The 16980-nt window shown below is 69.1% G+C and carries 16 protein-coding genes; 6 read left to right on the top strand and 10 right to left on the bottom strand.

Translation table 11 applies throughout. The annotated features are described in order from the left end of the window. A complete protein-coding gene (locus tag ABQE93_RS23865) occupies positions 1–1374 on the bottom strand; it encodes a PGRS repeat-containing protein (RefSeq protein ID WP_448410949.1) in 1374 nt (457 codons plus the stop codon). A gap of 100 nt (positions 1375–1474) precedes the next feature. On the opposite strand from ABQE93_RS23865, the gene ABQE93_RS23860 reads away from it, so the two are divergent. Both ABQE93_RS23860 and ABQE93_RS23855 read left to right on the top strand, forming a co-directional pair. After that, complete coding sequence (locus ABQE93_RS23860) at positions 1475–4240, top strand: helix-turn-helix transcriptional regulator (RefSeq protein WP_448410950.1); 2766 nt, start codon at positions 1475–1477, stop codon at positions 4238–4240. Positions 4241–4277: 37 nt separating this feature from the next. After that, positions 4278–4712: a hypothetical protein gene (locus ABQE93_RS23855; RefSeq protein ID WP_448410951.1), complete on the top strand. Its 435-nt coding sequence runs from the start codon at positions 4278–4280 to the stop codon at positions 4710–4712. On the opposite strand, the gene ilvA is transcribed toward ABQE93_RS23855, so the two are convergent. Further along, a complete protein-coding gene (gene ilvA, locus ABQE93_RS23850; RefSeq protein WP_448410952.1) occupies positions 4709–5995 on the bottom strand; it encodes a threonine ammonia-lyase IlvA in 1287 nt (428 codons plus the stop codon). The genes ABQE93_RS23855 and ilvA overlap by 4 nt on opposite strands. Positions 5996–6024: 29 nt before the next feature. Next, complete coding sequence (locus tag ABQE93_RS23845; RefSeq protein ID WP_448410953.1) at positions 6025–6462, bottom strand: nitroreductase family deazaflavin-dependent oxidoreductase; 438 nt, start codon at positions 6460–6462, stop codon at positions 6025–6027. Between the two features lie 88 nt (positions 6463–6550). Here ABQE93_RS23845 and ABQE93_RS23840 point away from each other — a divergent pair, with 88 nt between their 5' ends. After that, entirely contained in the window at positions 6551–6745 is a 195-nt protein-coding gene (locus tag ABQE93_RS23840; protein ID WP_448410954.1) for a hypothetical protein, read from the top strand. Here the strand turns inward: ABQE93_RS23840 and ABQE93_RS23835 are convergent. From ABQE93_RS23835 to lspA, 6 genes are all read right to left on the bottom strand, one after another. After that, positions 6742–7143: an SRPBCC family protein gene (locus tag ABQE93_RS23835; RefSeq protein WP_448410955.1), complete on the bottom strand. Its 402-nt coding sequence runs from the start codon at positions 7141–7143 to the stop codon at positions 6742–6744. The genes ABQE93_RS23840 and ABQE93_RS23835 overlap by 4 nt on opposite strands. Before the next feature lie 2 nt (positions 7144–7145). Beyond that, a complete protein-coding gene (gene dnaE, locus ABQE93_RS23830; protein WP_448410956.1) occupies positions 7146–10688 on the bottom strand; it encodes a DNA polymerase III subunit alpha in 3543 nt (1180 codons plus the stop codon). A gap of 72 nt (positions 10689–10760) precedes the next feature. Continuing rightward, positions 10761–11438 carry a TetR/AcrR family transcriptional regulator gene (locus tag ABQE93_RS23825; RefSeq protein ID WP_448410957.1) on the bottom strand — a complete coding sequence of 226 codons (678 nt, stop codon included), beginning with the start codon at positions 11436–11438 and terminating at the stop codon, positions 10761–10763. A 63-nt stretch (positions 11439–11501) separates the two neighbouring features. Further along, positions 11502–12407 carry an EamA family transporter RarD gene (gene rarD, locus ABQE93_RS23820; protein ID WP_448410958.1) on the bottom strand — a complete coding sequence of 302 codons (906 nt, stop codon included), beginning with the start codon at positions 12405–12407 and terminating at the stop codon, positions 11502–11504. Next, entirely contained in the window at positions 12404–13333 is a 930-nt protein-coding gene (locus ABQE93_RS23815; protein ID WP_448410959.1) for an RluA family pseudouridine synthase, read from the bottom strand. The genes rarD and ABQE93_RS23815 overlap by 4 nt, the downstream gene beginning before the upstream one ends. After that, entirely contained in the window at positions 13333–13893 is a 561-nt protein-coding gene (gene lspA / locus ABQE93_RS23810) for a signal peptidase II (protein ID WP_448411046.1), read from the bottom strand. Before lspA ends, ABQE93_RS23815 begins: the two co-directional genes overlap by 1 nt. 63 nt (positions 13894–13956) lie before the next feature. Here lspA and ABQE93_RS23805 point away from each other — a divergent pair, with 63 nt between their 5' ends. After that, positions 13957–14874: an asparaginase gene (locus ABQE93_RS23805; RefSeq protein ID WP_448410960.1), complete on the top strand. Its 918-nt coding sequence runs from the start codon at positions 13957–13959 to the stop codon at positions 14872–14874. A 12-nt stretch (positions 14875–14886) separates the two neighbouring features. After that, positions 14887–15357 (top strand): hypothetical protein, encoded by a 471-nt coding sequence (locus ABQE93_RS23800; RefSeq protein WP_448410961.1) that lies wholly within the window; start codon positions 14887–14889, stop codon positions 15355–15357. Here the strand turns inward: ABQE93_RS23800 and ABQE93_RS23795 are convergent. Then, positions 15339–16703 (bottom strand): DNA polymerase IV, encoded by a 1365-nt coding sequence (locus tag ABQE93_RS23795; protein WP_448410962.1) that lies wholly within the window; start codon positions 16701–16703, stop codon positions 15339–15341. The two genes, ABQE93_RS23800 and ABQE93_RS23795, sit on opposite strands and share 19 nt — an antisense overlap. Positions 16704–16741: 38 nt before the next feature. Here ABQE93_RS23795 and ABQE93_RS23790 point away from each other — a divergent pair, with 38 nt between their 5' ends. Then, positions 16742–16960, top strand: coding sequence for an RNA-binding S4 domain-containing protein (locus ABQE93_RS23790; protein ID WP_448410963.1), 219 nt, complete (start codon positions 16742–16744; stop codon positions 16958–16960). The last annotated feature ends 20 nt before the right edge of the window (positions 16961–16980 follow it).

Genomic DNA, 16980 nt, shown 5'->3' with positions numbered 1-16980 from the left:
TTAGCCGTCTGTTCCGTCGTTGCCGTCGTTGCCGTCGCTGGTGCTGCCTGCGCCTCCGGCTCCGCCCGGCCCGCCGGCCCCACCGACACCGCCATCTCCGCCATCGCCGCCGTCACCGCCGCTGCCGCTGCCGCCGGCACCTTCGCCGCCGGCTCCGCCGGACCCGCCGTCAGCTCCGAAGCCGCCGTTTCCGCCATCTCCGCCATCACCGCCGCTGGCCTCCCCCGCAACCGACATGGCGCCGCCGCCCGCACCCCCGCTCCCGCCGTCGGCGCCGACGCCCCCATCACCGCCGTCGCCGCCGTTGCCGCCGGTGACGTCGCCTGTACTGGCACCGGCGCCGCCGCCATTTCCACCGTCGCCCGGCCGTCCGAATAGGCCCCCGAAGCCGCCCAGGCCGCCGCTGCCTGCGCCGGCCGTGGCGTCTTCGGTGGAAGCGTTGCCGCCCTCGCCGCCGGCGCCGCCGCTACCGCTCACCGCAGTGCTGCCGGCGTTGCCGCCAGGACCGCCGAACGCGTCACCGGCCGAGCTGGCATCGCCGCCGTCACCACCGTCGCCGGCGTTGCCGTTGGTCGCCGCGCCGCCAGAGCCTCCCGCGCCGCCGATGGCTTGGCCGAGGCCGGCGATGCCGTCACCACCGTTACCACCGTTACCGCCGTTGCCGAACAGCCGGCCGCCGTGGCCGCCGTTTCCGCCCTTGCGTCCCGCCGCGACATCGGCGCCAGTTGCTATGGCGCCGCCGCCTGCGCCACCGGCACCGCCGTTGCCGAACAGGCCCGCGTTTCCGCCGTCGCCGCCGGCCTGCCCTGGCAACCCCGCACCACCGTTGCCGCCGTCGCCGAACAGAAGTCCCCCGTTGCCGCCTCGCTGGCCGGGCCCGCCGTCGGCGCCGTTGCCGATCAGCCAGCCGCCGTTCTGCCCGGGAAGCACACCATCGCCGATCAGCAGGCCGCCGGGGCCGATCAAACCGAGAAAGGCCCCGGTCGACGAGAACAGCCCCGGGCCGCCCATCGTGGGCGCCAGGTTGGTCACGGTCGACGCGCCACTGGATATCCACGCCGGCCGCACGATCGTGGTGGGAGCAAACGACAGGCTCGGGTTCGACACCACGACGGCGGTCGAGCGCCATTCCGTCACCGGGGCGACGAAATACCCAACGCCGGAGGCGAAGCTGCCGATCGGTCGAAGCACGACACCGGGTGATGCGCCGGTCGGTGCGCTCACCGGGTCCGGTGTGCTGGGCGCGGCCGCGGCGGATGTTGGCGCCGCATCGGCAACCTGCGGTTCGGGCCGGGTCGAATCCATGCCGGCGGCGCCTGCGGCGGTCAAAACACCTGCGGCGGCGAGCGCCGCGGTGATCATGGTGTGGGCCATCTCGCCCTCCTCGTGCGCACGGTCGTATTCACCGTGGCACCACCGACCGGGTCTTCGAATCCGGTGGCCCCCCTAGTCTTTGTCGCCGTACGATCAGCCGATGCTGGTCGGGCGGGAACCAGAACAGCAGCAGATCGCCAGGCTGGTCGCCGCGGGACGGCTCGGCCAGAGCGGAGTGCTCGTCGTTCGTGGGGAGCCCGGCATCGGCAAGACGGCCCTGCTCGAGGACACCGCTGAGCGCGCCGGCGACATGCGGGTGATGCGCACGTCGGGCAGCGAACCGGAGTCGGGGCTCGCGTTCTCCGCGTTGCACCACCTGCTGCGCCCTGCCCTGCATCTGATCGGTCACATCCCCGCGCCGCAGCGCGACGCGCTGGCCGTGGCATTGACGCTGCGTCGCGGCTCGGCGCCGGAACGGTTCGCGGTCAGCGCCGCGGTGCTCAGCCTTCTGAGCCGGTACGCCGAAGAGGCCCCGCTGCTGATCCTCGTCGACGATGCGCACCTGCTCGATCCGCCCTCGGCGGAGACGTTGGCGTTCGTTGCGCGCCGCCTGTTGGCGGACCCGATCACGATGCTGATCACGATGCGTTCGGAACACACCAGCGTGCTGGTCGAATCCAACTTGGCGGCACTGGAATTGGCCGGTATCGACCTGCCGGCCGCCACGACGCTGATCGGTGCGACGAGCGGGGCGCCGCTCACCACGGGTCTGGTGGCTTCGCTGCATCGCGCCACCGCCGGAAATCCGCTGGCGCTCATCGAGTTAGCGCGCGATGCGGACCACATCGACTTTCTTTCGCCCGAGCTGCCGCTGCCGGTGCCCCGCACAGTTGCCGGCGCCTTCGCGCGGCGAGTCGCCGACCTACCCGAACCGTCCCGACGTGCGCTGCTGGTCACGGTCATCGCCGACGGGGACCTCGGTGTGGTCGCTCACGCCGTCACCAAGGTCGGCGCCGGGCTGCACGGGCTGGCGGACGCCGAGGCAATCGGGCTGATCCGGCTGCGCGCGGGGCGGGCCGAGTTTCGGCACCCGCTGGTGCGCTCGGCGGTGTATGCCGCCGCGGATCCGCAGGAGCGACGCGCTGCCCACCGCGCCGTTGCCGCGGCACTTCCCGAGCGTGCCGACGACCGGCGCGCGTGGCACTTGAGCGAAGCGGCGATCGGCCCCGACGAGGTTGTGGCGCTGCTGGTTTTCGAGGCTGGTACGCGGGCCCGCGACCGCGGCGCATACGGCGTGGCCGCCGCCGCTTTCGCCCGCAGCGCCGAACTGACCGCGGACCATGCACTGCGCGGCACCCGCTTGGCGGCGGCAGGCGAATCGGCGTGGTTGGCCGGCCGGCCCAAGCGCGCCAACGAGCTGCTCACGCAGGCAGCGGAGTTGGTCACCGCTGCCGTGGCGTGCGCCGAAATCGACGGGCTTCGAGGCAATGTGGCGTTGCGCACCGCCTCTCCGCGTACCGCCCACCAGCTCTTCACGCAGGCCGCGATGCGCGTCGAGCCCGATGATCCCGACGTGGCGGCACACCTACTCGCCGACGCCGTCACGGCCTCTTTCTACTTGTGTGACGCCGACGCAGGTTTGGCGGCCGCCGACCGTCTGGCGGCACTGCTGGACGACTGCGGTACCGCGGCAGCACGAGTACGCGCTCAGATGGCGATCGGTATCGCACAGGTGCTGGCCGGGCAGGCCGGTGTGGTGTGGATCCGAAAAGCGGTGCAGGCCTTGCACACCGAGCCGAATCTGCTCGATGACCCGGGCCGCCCCGACTGGACCATCATCGGCACGCTGTTCCTGCGCGAATCCGCTGTCGGTCGTGAACTCATCCGCCATGTGGTGGCGCGCCGCCGGGATCGCACCGCGCTGGGTGCGCTGCCGAACCTGCTGTTTCACACCGGGCGCGACGATGCCACCACCGATCGGTGGCGTTCTGCTGTGCTGAGCTACGACGAAAGCATCGCGCTGGCCCGTGAAACGCAACAGAGCACCGACCTCGCTGTGTCCCTGGCCGGACTCGCATGGCTACAAGCGCGGATGGGACTCGACGAGGCATGCCGAGAGAACGCCGCCGAGGCGTTGACGCTCGCCGAAATGCACGACATCGCGTTGGCGTCGGTGTGGGCGCAGTTCGCCCTCGGCGACGCAGCGTTAGCGGCGGGCGACACCGCCGAGGCGATCCGGCGATACTGCGGGCTACAAGACATGTTGTGCGACATCGGCTTTCGAGATGTCGATGTCGAACCCGGGCCAGAACTCGCCGAAGCGCAACTCCGTCACGGCGACCGCACCGGCGCAGCGCGCACGGCATCTGAATACCACTGCCGGGCGCGGGACAAGAACCAACCCTGGGCGCTTGCACGTGCGCACCGTGCGCTAGCGATGACGACGTCGGATCCCGACCAACGGTCGAAACTCTTCGAAACGGCGGTCGAACTGCACACCCGGAGCCCGGACATGTTCGAGTACGCACGCACTCGACTGGCCTACGGGGCGGCGCTGCGCCGCGACAAGAGCAGAACCGCCGCCCGCGCGCAGCTTCAGCATGCCCTGGCGGTGTTCGAGCGACTCGGCGCGCGCCCGTGGGCTGACCTTGCGGCCAATGAGCTGGACGCCACCGGCGGACGCGTCCGCCGCGCCGGTGACGGACCGCTCGCGGCCCTCACACCCCAGGAGAGTCGGGTCGCGCAGATGCTCGGCGCGGGGAACACGACGAAACAGACCGCTGCCGCATTGTTCTTGAGTCCCAAGACCGTCGAGTACCACCTGCGGCACATCTACCAGAAAGCGGGTATCCAGTCGCGAGCCGAGCTGAGCGCGCTGGTGGCCGCCGACGATGTCGAACCACCGTCGGCGCCTGTGGATAACTGACTACCGCGATTTGTTCGCGCTGGCGCAAGCTGTCGGCATGGTGAGTCCCTACCTTCCCCCGCCGATCGAATCAGCTACCGACCCGGTTCATTCGGCCGCCGATATGAGGCGGCGTTGGCAAGCCCTGTTGGGGCCCTTGGGGTTCGGTCAGCGGCTGCTGTGGATCGGTTTCGTCGGCGCCGATCGTCGCATGTACCAAACGATGAGTCAGCTTCCGCTCGGAAGCCGCCCAACTCGTCGGCTCGTCGGGGATGTGATGTCGCGGCTGCGGTTCATGGTGGACAACATCGAGGAGCGCACCACGGTGGCGTTCCTGCTGACGCGCCCCGGCGGCGGTCCGATCTCTGATCTGGACCGACAATGGGCGTGCCTGCTGACCGATGCGGCCAACGAACACGGTGTGCCGATCGAACCCATATTCCGCGCCAACGACGAGTCATTGGTCCAGGTCGACCCACAAACGCCAAGCTAGAGCAGGAAACGGTATGCCGGCGAGCCGGGTTCAAGCGCCTCGACGTGCATATCGGAGGCCCGCATCCGCTCCAGCAGCCCTTCCAGATCGGCCGCCGAGCTGAGCTCGATGCCCACCAGCGCCTCACCGGTCTCGCGGTTGTTGCGCTTGACGTACTCGAACAGCGTGATGTCGTCGCCCGGCCCCAGCACGCCGTCGAGGAAACGCCGCAGCGCGCCGGGCTCCTGCGGAAAGTCCACGAGGAAATAGTGTTTGAGGCCGAGGTGCACCAGCGAACGCTCGAGCACCTCCCCGTAGCGCGACACGTCGTTATTGCCCCCGGACACCACGCACACCACGGTCGATCCCGGCTCGATCTCGGCCTCCATCAATCCGGCGACCGACAGTGCGCCCGCCGGCTCGGCGATGATGCCCTCGTTCTGGTACAAGTCGAGCATCGCCGTGCACACCGCGCCCTCATCGACGGTGGTGATCGACACCATGTCGCCCGCGGCGGCCAGCGCCGCGTAGGTCAGCTCGCCCGCGCGGTTCACCGCGGCACCGTCGACGAACTGGTCGACGGAATTGAGGGTCACCGGCCCGCCGGCGGCCAGCGCGGCGATCATCGCCGCCGCACCCGCGGGTTCGATCCCGAGCACCGAGGTGCCCGATGTCCGTTCGGCCAGATACGTGGTGATGCCGGCGATACAGCCGCCGCCACCGACCGGGACGATCACCAGGTCCGGTTCCTCGTCGAGTTGATCGAGAACCTCGGCGGCGATGGTGCCCTGGCCGGCCATCGTGCGCAGATCGTCGTAGGGCGGCACCAACGTCGCACCGGTCCGCGCGACGTCGTCGCGCGCCGCCGCCGCGGCCTCGTCGTAGGTCTTGCCGACGACGATCAGCTCAATGAACTCACGGCCGTGGTAGCGGATCCGGTCCCGCTTCTGTTTGGGCGTCTTGCCCGGCACGTAGACGCGGCCGTGGATGCCCATCGACCGGCACGCCATCGCGAACCCCTGGGCGTGGTTGCCCGCCGACGAGCACACCACCCCGGCGGCGGTCTCCTCCGAAGACAACTGCATCAACATGTTGTGGGCGCCGCGCAGCTTGTACGAGCGGACCGGCTGCAGATCCTCGCGCTTGAGGTAGACCGTGGCGCCGGTGGCATCCGAGAGTCGTTCGCTGAACTGCAGCGGGCTGCGCAGCACCACACCCGCAATTCGCTGAGCCGCATCGTCGATGTCCGCAGCACGAAGTTGCTGCGAACGTGCGCGAATACTCTGGCTCAGTTCAGCGGTCACCGGACAATGGTGCCACCAACCTGCGGTTATCAGCTAATCGGGGTCAGCACGAACAACGGGATCGCCCGGTCGGTCTTGGTCTGGTACTCGGCGTAGTCCGGATAGGCCTCGACCGCGCGCTCCCACCACAGCGCCTTTTCCTCGCCGAAGACCTCGCGCGCCTCGTAGTCCTTGGTGACCGCGCCGTCCTGCAACTGCACCAGGGGGTGTGCCTTGACGTTGTGGTACCAGACCGGGTTCTTCGGCGCGCCGCCCAACGACGCGACGACCGCGTACTGGCCGTCGTGTTCCACCCGCATCAGCGGCGTCTTGCGGATCTTGCCGGTCTTGGCGCCCACCGTGGTCAGCAGGATGATCGGCCTCCCGTTCATGTCCACGCCGGTGGTGGTGCCGGACTCCATGATCTTGTCGGCGTGTTCGCGCACCCAGTCCCACGGGCTCGGTTCGTAATCTCCGGAAAAAGCCATGTGACCACCTTAGATGCCGTATGTGATCCGCCACCCGGATCCAGTGTTTCGGCTAGCCGAAACTTCGGTTACGAGCTATCGTGGGCATATGACCGTACGTGACGAAGTCAGCATCGCCGGCGTTCCGTGGCCGGTGTACAAAGTGCTGTCTCTCGTCATCGGCTTCGTGGTGCTGGCGATCGTGGCGTTCGCGACGATGTCGGCGGCGCCCGCCGTGCTGGCCGCCGCGGCCGCGGGCACCGCGACGTGGCTGTTTCTGCGCCCGTTCCAGCGCGCGGGCTAAGCCTCGACCAGTCGGCGCAACGTCGATAGGTCGGTGGCCACCGCGGTGGCGTCGGCGTCGAACTCCTCATCGGTCATCCCCGGTTGCCGCCGCAGGGTGAACACCACCTCGCAGCGCGCCTCACCGACCGCGCCGGGAAGCACCCGCAACGGGTTGTAGACAGCCTGCCCTGACGGCAACCGCACGATGTGGTCGAGCACCCCGAACTCGTTCGGCGGAGAGAACTCGACGGTCACCTCGCCCATCGGTGAATCGGCCACCCACCCGGCCGCCGTGCGCCGCAACCCGCCCTCGGCCAGGCCGGCCGCCCACCGCGGCCAGGTCTGCGGATCGGCGGCGAAGTCGTACACCGCCTCGGCCGTCGCGTCGACCCATACGCTCAGATGTCTTGACTCCATGCTCAACCGCCCAGGCAGCCGGGACCGAGCAAGGCTTTGAGGTCACCCATCAACGCCGACGACGGCGTCACCCGCAGCGACGAATCCAGTTCCAGGGTGGTGATCCGCTCACCGCTGATCAGCCGCAGATGCACCTGCGAGGTGCCCGGGTGGCGGGCCAGCACCTGTTTGAGCGCGCTGACCTTGTCGACCGTGCACTGCCGCGTCGGCAGGCTGACCGCCACCGGCCGGTCCAGCACGGCATTGGAGAAGTCCGGCACCACCAACTCGTTGGCGATCACCGAGATCCTGTCGTCGCGGATCGCCACCTTCGCGCCGACCAGCACGACCGCGTCGTCGGCGATCTCCGCACCGAACGTGGAGTATGTCTGCGGGAAGAACAACACCTCGATCCCGCCGGTGAGGTCCTCCAATTGCGCTGAGGCCCAGGGCAGTCCGTTCTTGTTGACCCGGCGGTTCACCGAGGCGAGGATGCCGCCGATGCGCACCTGGGTGTCGTTGGGCACGTCACCGTCGAGGATGGCGGGGATCTGCGTGTCGACCTGCGCGGTCAGCAGGTGCGCGATCCCGTTGAGCGGATGGCCCGACACGTATAGGCCCAGCATCTCGCGTTCGAGCGCGAGTTTGTGCTTGTCCTCCCACTCCTCGTCGGGCACCTTGATCGTGAACACCGCGTCGGTGGCCGTGTCGGCGCCGCCGAACAGGTCGAACTGACCCATCGCCTCGGCCTTTTTGGTGCCCAGCACCGAGTCGACCGCGTCGGTGTGAATCAGGAACAGGCCCTTGCGCGGATGGCCCAGCGAGTCGAATGCGCCCGCCTTGATCAGCGACTCGGTCACCTTCTTGTTGCACGCCGCGATGTCGATCTTGTTCAGGTAGTCGGAGAAGTCGATGTACTTGCCCTTCTCCGTACGCGTATTGATCAGCGAGGCAACGACGTTCGCACCGACATTGCGCACAGCACCCAACCCGTACCGGATGTCCTCCCCCACCGAAGCGAAGTTCACCGCGGACTCGTTGACGTCCGGCGGCAGCACGGTGATGCCGAGCCTGCGGCAGTCGGAGAGGTAGACGGCCGCCTTGTCCTTGTCGTCGCCCACCGACGTCAACAGCCCCGCCATGTACTCGGCCTTGAAGTTGGCCTTGAGGTAGGCGGTCCAGTACGACACCAGCCCGTAGCCGGCGGCGTGCGATTTGTTGAACGCGTAGTCGGCGAACGGCAACACGGTGTCCCACAACGCCTTGATGGCCCCGGCGGAAAAGCCGTTGGCTTTCATGCCGTCGGAAAAGCCCTCGTACTCCTTGTCGAGCACCTCACGCTTCTTCTTGCCCATTGCCTTGCGCAGAATGTCGGCTCGGGCCAGCGAGTAGCCGGCCACCTTCTGCGCGATGCGCATGATCTGCTCTTGGTAGACGATCAGGCCGTAGGTCTCGGCGAGAATGTCGCGCAGCGGCTCCTCGAGCTCGGGGTGGATGGGTTTGATCCCCTGGCGGCCGTTCTTGCGGTCGGCGTAGTCGTTGTGGGCGTTCATGCCCATCGGGCCGGGCCGGTACAACGCCAGCACCGCGACGATGTCGTCGAACCCGGTGGGCTGCATGCGGCGCAGCAGATCGCGCATCGGCCCGCCGTCGAGCTGGAACACCCCCAGCGTGTCACCGCGGCCCAGCAGCTCGTAGGTCGCCGGGTCGTCCATCGGGACGGTGTCCAGATCCAGGTCGATGCCGCGGTTGGCTTTGATGTTCTCCAGCGCGTCGCCGATGATCGTCAGGTTGCGCAGCCCGAGGAAGTCCATCTTCAACAGGCCGATTTCTTCGCACGACGGGTAGTCCCAACCGGTGATGACGGCGCCGTCCTGCGGACGCCGCCACAGCGGGATGGCGTCCATCAGCGGTTCGGAGCTCATGATCACCGCGCAGGCGTGCACGCCGGCATTGCGGACCAAACCCTCGAGGCCGCGCGCGGTTTCGTAGATCGTGCGCACGTCGGGGTCGGTGTCGATCAGGTTGCGGACCTCGGCGGCTTCCTTGTACCGCTCATGGTTGGGATCGGTGATCCCGGCGACGGGGATGTCCTTGGCCATGATCGGCGGCGGCAGCGCCTTGGTGATCCGGTCGGCGATGGCGAAGCCGGGCTGCCCGTAGTGCACCCGGGCCGCGTCCTTGAGCGCGGCCTTGGTCTTGATGGTGCCGAACGTGATGACCTGGGCCACCCGGTCGTTACCCCAGCGCTCGGCGGCGTAGCGCACCATCTCACCGCGGCGACGGTCGTCGAAGTCGATGTCGATGTCGGGCATCGACGCGCGTTCGGGGTTGAGGAACCGCTCGAACAGCAGCCCATGTTCGATCGGGTCGATGTCGGTGATCCGCAGCGCGTAGGCCACCAGCGACCCCGCCGCCGATCCGCGGCCCGGACCCACCCGGATGTCGACCGAGCGCGCGTAGTTGATCAGGTCGGCCACGATCAGGAAGTACGACGGGTAGCCCTTTGCGCAGATGACGTCGATCTCGTAGGCCGCGCGCTCGACGTAGTGCTGCGGCACCCCCGCCGGGAAGCGTCGCGCCAAGCCCGCGTCGACCTCGTGGCGCAGCCAGGACGCCTGGTCGTGGCCTTCCGGCACCGGAAACGTCGGCATCCGATCGCGTTGTTCCCACACGTCGGCGTAGGACGACACGCGTTCGGCGATCAGCAGCGTGGCATCGCAGGCACCGGGCACCTGGTCGTCCCACAGGGCGCGCATCTCGGCGGCCGATTTGAGGAAGTAGCCGTCGCCGTCGAACTTGAACCGGTTGGGATCCGAGAGCGTCTTGCCGGTCTGGATACACAACAGCGCCTCGTGGTTCTGGGCGGCGTCGCGGGTGACGTAGTGGCAGTCGTTGGTGGCCAGCGGCGGGATGCCAAGCTTGCGGCCGATGTCCAGCAGGCCCTCACGCACCCGGCGTTCGATGTCGAGGCCGTGGTCCATCAGCTCGAGGAAGAAGTTGTCGGGCCCGAAGATCTCGCGCCACTTGGCGGCGGCCTCGAGCGCTTCGCGGTCATGGCCCAGCCGCAGCCGCGTCTGCACCTCGCCGGAGGGACACCCGGTGGTGGCGATGATGCCCTCGGCGTGTTCGGCGATGAGTTCGGCGTCCATCCGGGACCACTTGCCCAGCTGGCCCTCGAACGACGCCAGCGACGACAGCTTGAACAGGTTGCGCAGGCCGGTCGCATTCTCGGCGACCATCGTCATGTGGGTGTAGGACCCGCTGCCCGAGACATCGTCACTCTTCTGGCCCGGATCACCCCACAGGATGCGCTTGGTGTCGAACCTCGACGCCGGGGCGATATAGGCCTCGACCCCGATGATCGGTTTGATGCCGACTTCGGTCGCCTTGTTGTAGAACTCGCTGGCGCCGAACATGTTTCCGTGGTCGGTCATCCCGACTGCGGGCATCTCCAGCCGTTGCGCCTCGGTCAGCATCGGCGTGATCTTCGCGGCACCGTCCAGCATCGAGTACTCGGTGTGGTTGTGGAGGTGCACGAAGGACCGCGAAGACGAACCGCTCATAGGCAGGCCAGTCTATGGCCGAGCTCCGACACTTCCCGGCGTGTCGCGCTGCGTGTCTCTGGCGGGCCCTGCTCAGGTCGGGGCGGCGGTGAGCGGACGGGTGCACGACGGACCGTCCAGCAATCTCCCGACCAAGAGTCGATGTAGTTGCTTGGCAATTTCGCCGACGTCGGCGGACGAATGCACGAAGCCGGCGAAATAGCCCATCCCCCAGAACATCGCGGCCAGTAGGTCGGCGACGGCGGCCACGTCGACGTCGGCGGGGACCTCGCCGCGCCGCACCGCGTCCTCGACCAGCCAGCGGTAGAACCCGCCCACCGCTTCGGCGATGGGTGAGCTGCCACCGCGCAACGCGGGGCTGCGGTGCAGGTCCAGACGCGATGTGATGACGAACCGGGTGGCCGAGCCGTCGGGGGTGTCCGCCCGGCGCACGGCGGCCACGAACGCCGTCAACTGTTCCAGCAGGTTCTGCTCGCGCTTGGCGACCGCAATGCAATCGGACACCATCGCATGGGCTTGTCGGCCCAGCTCGTCGTAGATCTGCTCTTTGGTGTCGAAGTAGTAGTGCATCGTCGGGCGGCTGAACCCGGAGCGCTGCGCGATGGCCTGAAACGTCGTCGCCTCGTAGCCACGTTCGCTGAACACGTGGCGGGCCGCACGCAGGATGCTCGCGCGCGTCTCGCCCGAGTCGGATCCGGCCGGACGGCCACGTCCGCGTCCACCTCGCGCTGGCTCGCTCCGACAGGTCACGAGCAAACGCTAGGACATTGCTGGATCAAGGTCAACAGCAACGTGCTGCCGAGGGACACGAAGTTAGCTGTCAGCGGCCAGCGCCAACGCGCGCCGATCGACTCGCGCGCGCCGCACGGCGTCGACGCTGAACACCAGCAGCGCCAGCCAGATCAACGCGAAGCCCAGCCAGCGCGCCGGCGGCATCGGCTCACCGCCGACGACCACGCCCCAGGCCATCTGCAGGGCCGGGTTCAGGTAGAACAGCACGCCCAGCGTCACAAGCGGCAAACGCTGCGCCGCAGCGGCGAAGAGCAGCAACGGGATTGCCGTCACCGGTCCGGCCAGCAACAGCAGCGCGGCCTGGTCGGGTCCGTGGTTGACGAAGTGCGCCTGCCCGACGGCCTGCAGCCACAGCAGGTAGCCGATCGCCGCGGGTAGCGCCCACAGCGTTTCGACGGTCACGCTCACCCGAGGGTCGGCATCGACCACCTTCTTGATCAGCCCGTAGAGACCGAACGACACGGCGAGCACCAGCGCGAGGTACGGCGGCTCGCCCACCTCGACGGTCAGGATGCCCACCGCGACGACCGCCAGCGCCAGCGCCACCAGCTGCCACCGGCCCAGCCGCTCCCGGAAGATCACCACTCCCAGCGCCACGCTGATCAACGGGTTGATGAAGTAGCCGAGCGCGGCGTCGACCACGTGTCCGTTGGTGACGGCCCAGATGTAGGTGCCCCAGTTGATCGCGATGAACGCCGAGGCGGCCAGCAGTTGCAGCCAGGCCCGCCTGCTGAGCCGACGCAGATCCCCGATCCGGTGCGCGACCGCCAGGATCGCCAGCAGGAACACGGCGCTCCACACGAAGCGGTGCGCCAGTATCTCGGTCGCGGTGGCCGGCAGCAGCAGCAGGAAGAAACCCGGGCACAAACCCCACCAGACGTAGGCGCCGACCCCGAACAGCAACCCGGATCGACGGGTCTGGGTCACAGTGCGTGATTGCGCAGCACGTCCAGTGCGTGCTGCAGATCGGCCGGGTATGGGCTGGTGATCTCCACGCGCCGCCCGTCGGCCGGATGCGCGAAGGCCAACGACCTGGCGTGCAACCACTGGCGGGTCAGGTCAAGCCGTTTCGCCAGGGTGGGGTCCGCGCCGTAGGTGAGGTCCCCGACGCACGGGTGGTGCAGCGCGGCGAAGTGCACGCGGATCTGGTGCGTGCGCCCGGTTTCCAGCTCGATGTCGAGCAGGCTCGCGGCCTGGTGGGCCTCCAGGGTGTCGTAGTGGGTGATGCTGTGCCTGCCGTGCTCGGTGACCGCGAACTTCCAGTCGTGGCCCCGGTGGCGCCCGATCGGCGCGTCGATGGTTCCACTCGACGGATCCGGATGTCCTTGCACCAGTGCGTGATAGCGCTTCTCGACGGTGCGTTGTTTGAACGCCCGCTTCAGCACGGTGTAGGCACGCTCGGACAGCGCCACCACCATGACGCCCGAGGTGCCGACGTCGAGGCGGTGCACGATGCCCTGGCGTTCATGGATGCCCGACGTGCTGATCCGAAACCCGGCGGCGGCCAGCCCGCCCAGCACCGTCGGCCCGCTCCACCCGACGGTGGCGTGCGCGGCAACGCCGGGCGGCTTGTCGACCGCCACGATGTCGGCGTCGGAGTACAGGACCGCCATGCCCTCGATCTCGACGGGCGTATTCTCAACCGGCGCAGGGGCTTCCGGCAGCTGCACGTCCAGCCACGCCCCGGCCGTGAGCTTGTCGGACTTACCGACCCGCGAACCGTCCAGGTTGATGCCGCCGTCGTCGGCCATGGCGGCAACCGCGGTCCGCGACAACCCGAGCAGCCGCGCCAACCCGGCGTCCACGCGCATCCCCGCCAGCCCGTCGGGGACCGGCATCGAGCGGCTGGCCATCAGCCGCCGTCGTCGCCGGCGCTACGCCTACCGACCGTGTCGAAATCGAACCCGAACAGCGACAGCACCACCAGCAGGATGGCCCCGCCGACCACCGAGGGGTCGGCCACGTTGAACACCGGCCACCAGCCGATGGACAAGAAATCGACGACGTGGCCGTGCAGCGGACCCGGCGAGCGGAAGAACCGGTCGACCAGATTGCCCATCGCGCCGCCGAGGATCATGCCGAGCCCGACGGCCCACCACGGCGACACCAGCCTGCGGCCCATCCAGATGATGCCGATCACCACGCCCGTCGCGATCAACGTCAGCACCCACGTGTACCCGGTCGCCATCGAGAACGCCGCCCCGGAGTTGCGCACCAGGGTCCAGGTGACGGTGTCGCCGATGATCGACACCGGCTGACCGGGCGTCAGAAGTTTCACCGCGAGCACCTTCGTGACGATGTCGGCCGCCAACACCACCGCGGCGACGGCGAGCAGCATGCGCAGCCGGCGCTTCGGCGCAGGCTGCGGCGCCGCGTCGTCGGGCACGGCGGCGTGCTCGCCCTCGTCGGTCACGGGCCGGGCTTCATCAGTCACACCTCCATCATTCCAAAGATTCGATGAGGAAGAATTCGGCCCATGGCTCACCTCGTCGTCGTCACCACGGGTGGCACCATCGCCGCCGCCGCAGGCGATGACGGCATCAAGCGCCCGGCGCGCAGCGGCGCGGACCTGACCTCGGGCCTCGACGTCCAGGTCGTCGACCTGATGGCCGTCGACAGCTCGCAGCTGACCCCGGCCGACTGGGACCGGATCCGTACGGCCCTGCCCGGCGACGCGGCCGGTGTGGTGGTCACCCACGGCACCGACACCATGGAGGAGACGGCCCTGTGGTTGGAGCTCACCTACGACGGCCCGGTGCCGATCGTGCTCACCGGCGCGCAACGCAGCGCCGACGCCGCCGACGCCGACGGACCGGCCAACCTGCGCAACGCGCTGACGTTGGCCGCCAGCCCGACGGCCCGCGGTCTTGGCGTCGCGGTGAGCTTCGCGAACACCGTCTGGCAGCCGCTGGCGATGCACAAAGAGACAACCGACGACCTGCAGTGTTTCACCGGCCGGGCACTGGGCAGCGTCGCCGACGGTGACGTCACGCTGCACGCCCGGAAGGAGCGACCGTACCTCGGCGAGCAGAAGGCAGCGGCGGCGCCGCGGGTCGACATCGTCGCCGCGTATCCCGGAGCGGACACGGCCGCGCTGGACGCGTGTGTGGCCGCGGGAGCCCGGGGCATCGTGGTGGAGGCGCTGGGCGCGGGCAATGCCGGGCAGGCGCTGATCGACGGGGTGCGCCGGCACTGCGCGGCGGGGGTCGCGGTGGCGGTGACCACCCGGGTCCCCGGCGGACGGGTGACCGCCAGCTACGGACCGGGCGCCGAACTGGTCGACGCGGGCGCCGTCGTGGTGCCGCGGCTGCGCTCGCCGCAGGCCCGGGTGCTGCTGATGGCGACGCTGGGCGCCGATCGCCCCGTCGCCGACACCTTCGCCCGCTGGGGCTGATAGAGAGGAACGGTGACCGTTCTTCGCGCCGCCCTCACCGCGGGGCTCGTCGGCTTGGCCGTCGCCGCGGCACCGGTCGCGGTCGCCGAGCCCGCGCCCGACCCCAACGTCAAGGACATCCGCGACTATCCGCTGGCCCAGGGCCGCTACAGCACGCCCCACGACTTCTATTTCGTCTTCTTCAAGACACCCGACGGCCGCTTCTGTGGGATCGGACCCAACGGCGGTCCGGTGGGCTGCGACGCCGTTCCCGACGACGCGCCGCCGGGGGTCAACCAGACCGTCGTCAACAGCTGGGCCCCCGCGCAGTACCGCCACTCCGAGGACGCGACGTTCACCCGCGACGTCGACGTCCTTCCGGTGGGACACCGGCTGGAGAACTGGGGCGCCACCTGCGCGGTCGAAGCCGACTCCGTGGTGCGCTGCGAGACCTACAACTCGCACGGGTTCGCGCTGGCCCCCCGCTACGGCGAGCTCTGGTAGCGGTTGAACTCCGCGAGGTAGTCCGACCAGTCCAGGCTGTCCACCGGGTTGGCGCGGGCGATGTCGGCGCTGTCGTCGGGAAAGGTGCGCGCGACACCGGGCCCGGTGCTGCGGGTCTCGAACCGAACCGTCATCACGCCGTGCCCGGCGCCCTGGATCCAGCCGTGTCCGTGCTCGGTGTGCGTCACGTCGTCGCCGATGCGCCACGCCGGCGCGGTGGCCGCGACCTCGGTCAACGTCGGCGGCAATTCGGTGTCGGACACCTCTTCTGCGACAAGGTCCAGATCGGGGAACAGTGACTCCTGGCGCACTTCGGACAGCCCCGAAAAGCCAACGCCGACAAGGCGGATCGGGCCGATCTCGACCGGGTCCAGAAGCAGCCGCCGCGCGGTGGCGATCAACGTGGCGGCGTCGACGGTGGCGTACGGCAGGGTGGCCGAGCGGGTGAGGATGCTCATGTCGGACTTGCGCAGCTTGACGGTGACCGTGCGCGCGCCGCGACCGTCCTTCTGCAACCGGGTGTGGGCGTGTTCGCCGATGGTGCCGACCGCCTCGCGCAGCTGGTCCAGCGTGATCAGGTCGGCGGGGAAGGTGGATTCGGCGCTGATCTGTTTGGCGGGCGCGTTCTCGGCGACGGGCCGCTCGTCGATGCCCCTGGCGAGCCGGTGCAGCGCGGGACCGACGGTGCCGCCGAGGATGTTGGCGGCTTCGGCGTCGCTCAGCGCGGCGAACGCCCCGATGGTCTCGATGCCGAGCCGATGCAGCTTTTCCTCGGCGACGGGCCCGATGCCCCACAGCCGGCGCACCGGCAACCGGTCGAGCTGCGCGCGTTCCTCGTTGCGGCGCACCACCCGGATGCCGTCGGGCTTGGCCAGGTCGGAGGCGATCTTGGCGACCTGCTTGCCGGAGCCCGCGCCGACGGAGGCCACCAGCCCGGTCTCGTCGAACACCCTGGCCTTCAGTGCCCGACAGAACGCCTCCACCTCGTCGCCCGACGCGCCCGCCAGCTCCGCGGGCTCGCCGAACGCTTCGTCGAACGAAAGCTGTTCCAGCACAGGCACGACTGTGCGCACGGTGTCGAACACGCGGCGGCTCGCGACCCCGTAGACCACGCCGCGCGGCGGCAACACCACGGCCGAGATCCCGACCAGCCGGCGCGCCTGGTGCATCGGCATCGCCGAGCGGGCGCCGAACACCCGCGACTCGTAGCTTGCACCCGCGACGACGCCCCGCCCGCCGAGCCCGCCCACCAGCACGGGACGCCCGCGCAGGGTGGGCCGGGTCAGCTGCTCGACGGACGCGAAGAACGCGTCCATGTCGAGGTGCAGCACCCAGCGACCGTCCACATCTGCTGATGCTATTGGGGTCGTGCCATCCTGGCGGGGTGGCTACTGATGAAGTCGCGATCACCGACGACACCATTCGGCTCGGCCAGTTCCTCAAGCTCGCCGGGCTGATCGATTCTGGCGCCGACGCCAAGGCCGTCATCGCCAACGGCCTGGTCAGCGTCAACGGCGAGGTCGAGCAACGACGCGGGCGAAAGCTCAGCGCCGGCGACGAGGTATCGCTCGCCGGGCGCGCCGCGGTGGTTGTTCGCTCCTGATGTGCGGGCCTTGGGCCGAG

It is taken from the genome of Mycolicibacterium sp. XJ662 (assembly GCF_053484035.1).
The sequence above is the reverse complement of the archived record's forward strand: the minus strand, read 5'-3'. Positions and strand labels throughout refer to the sequence as shown.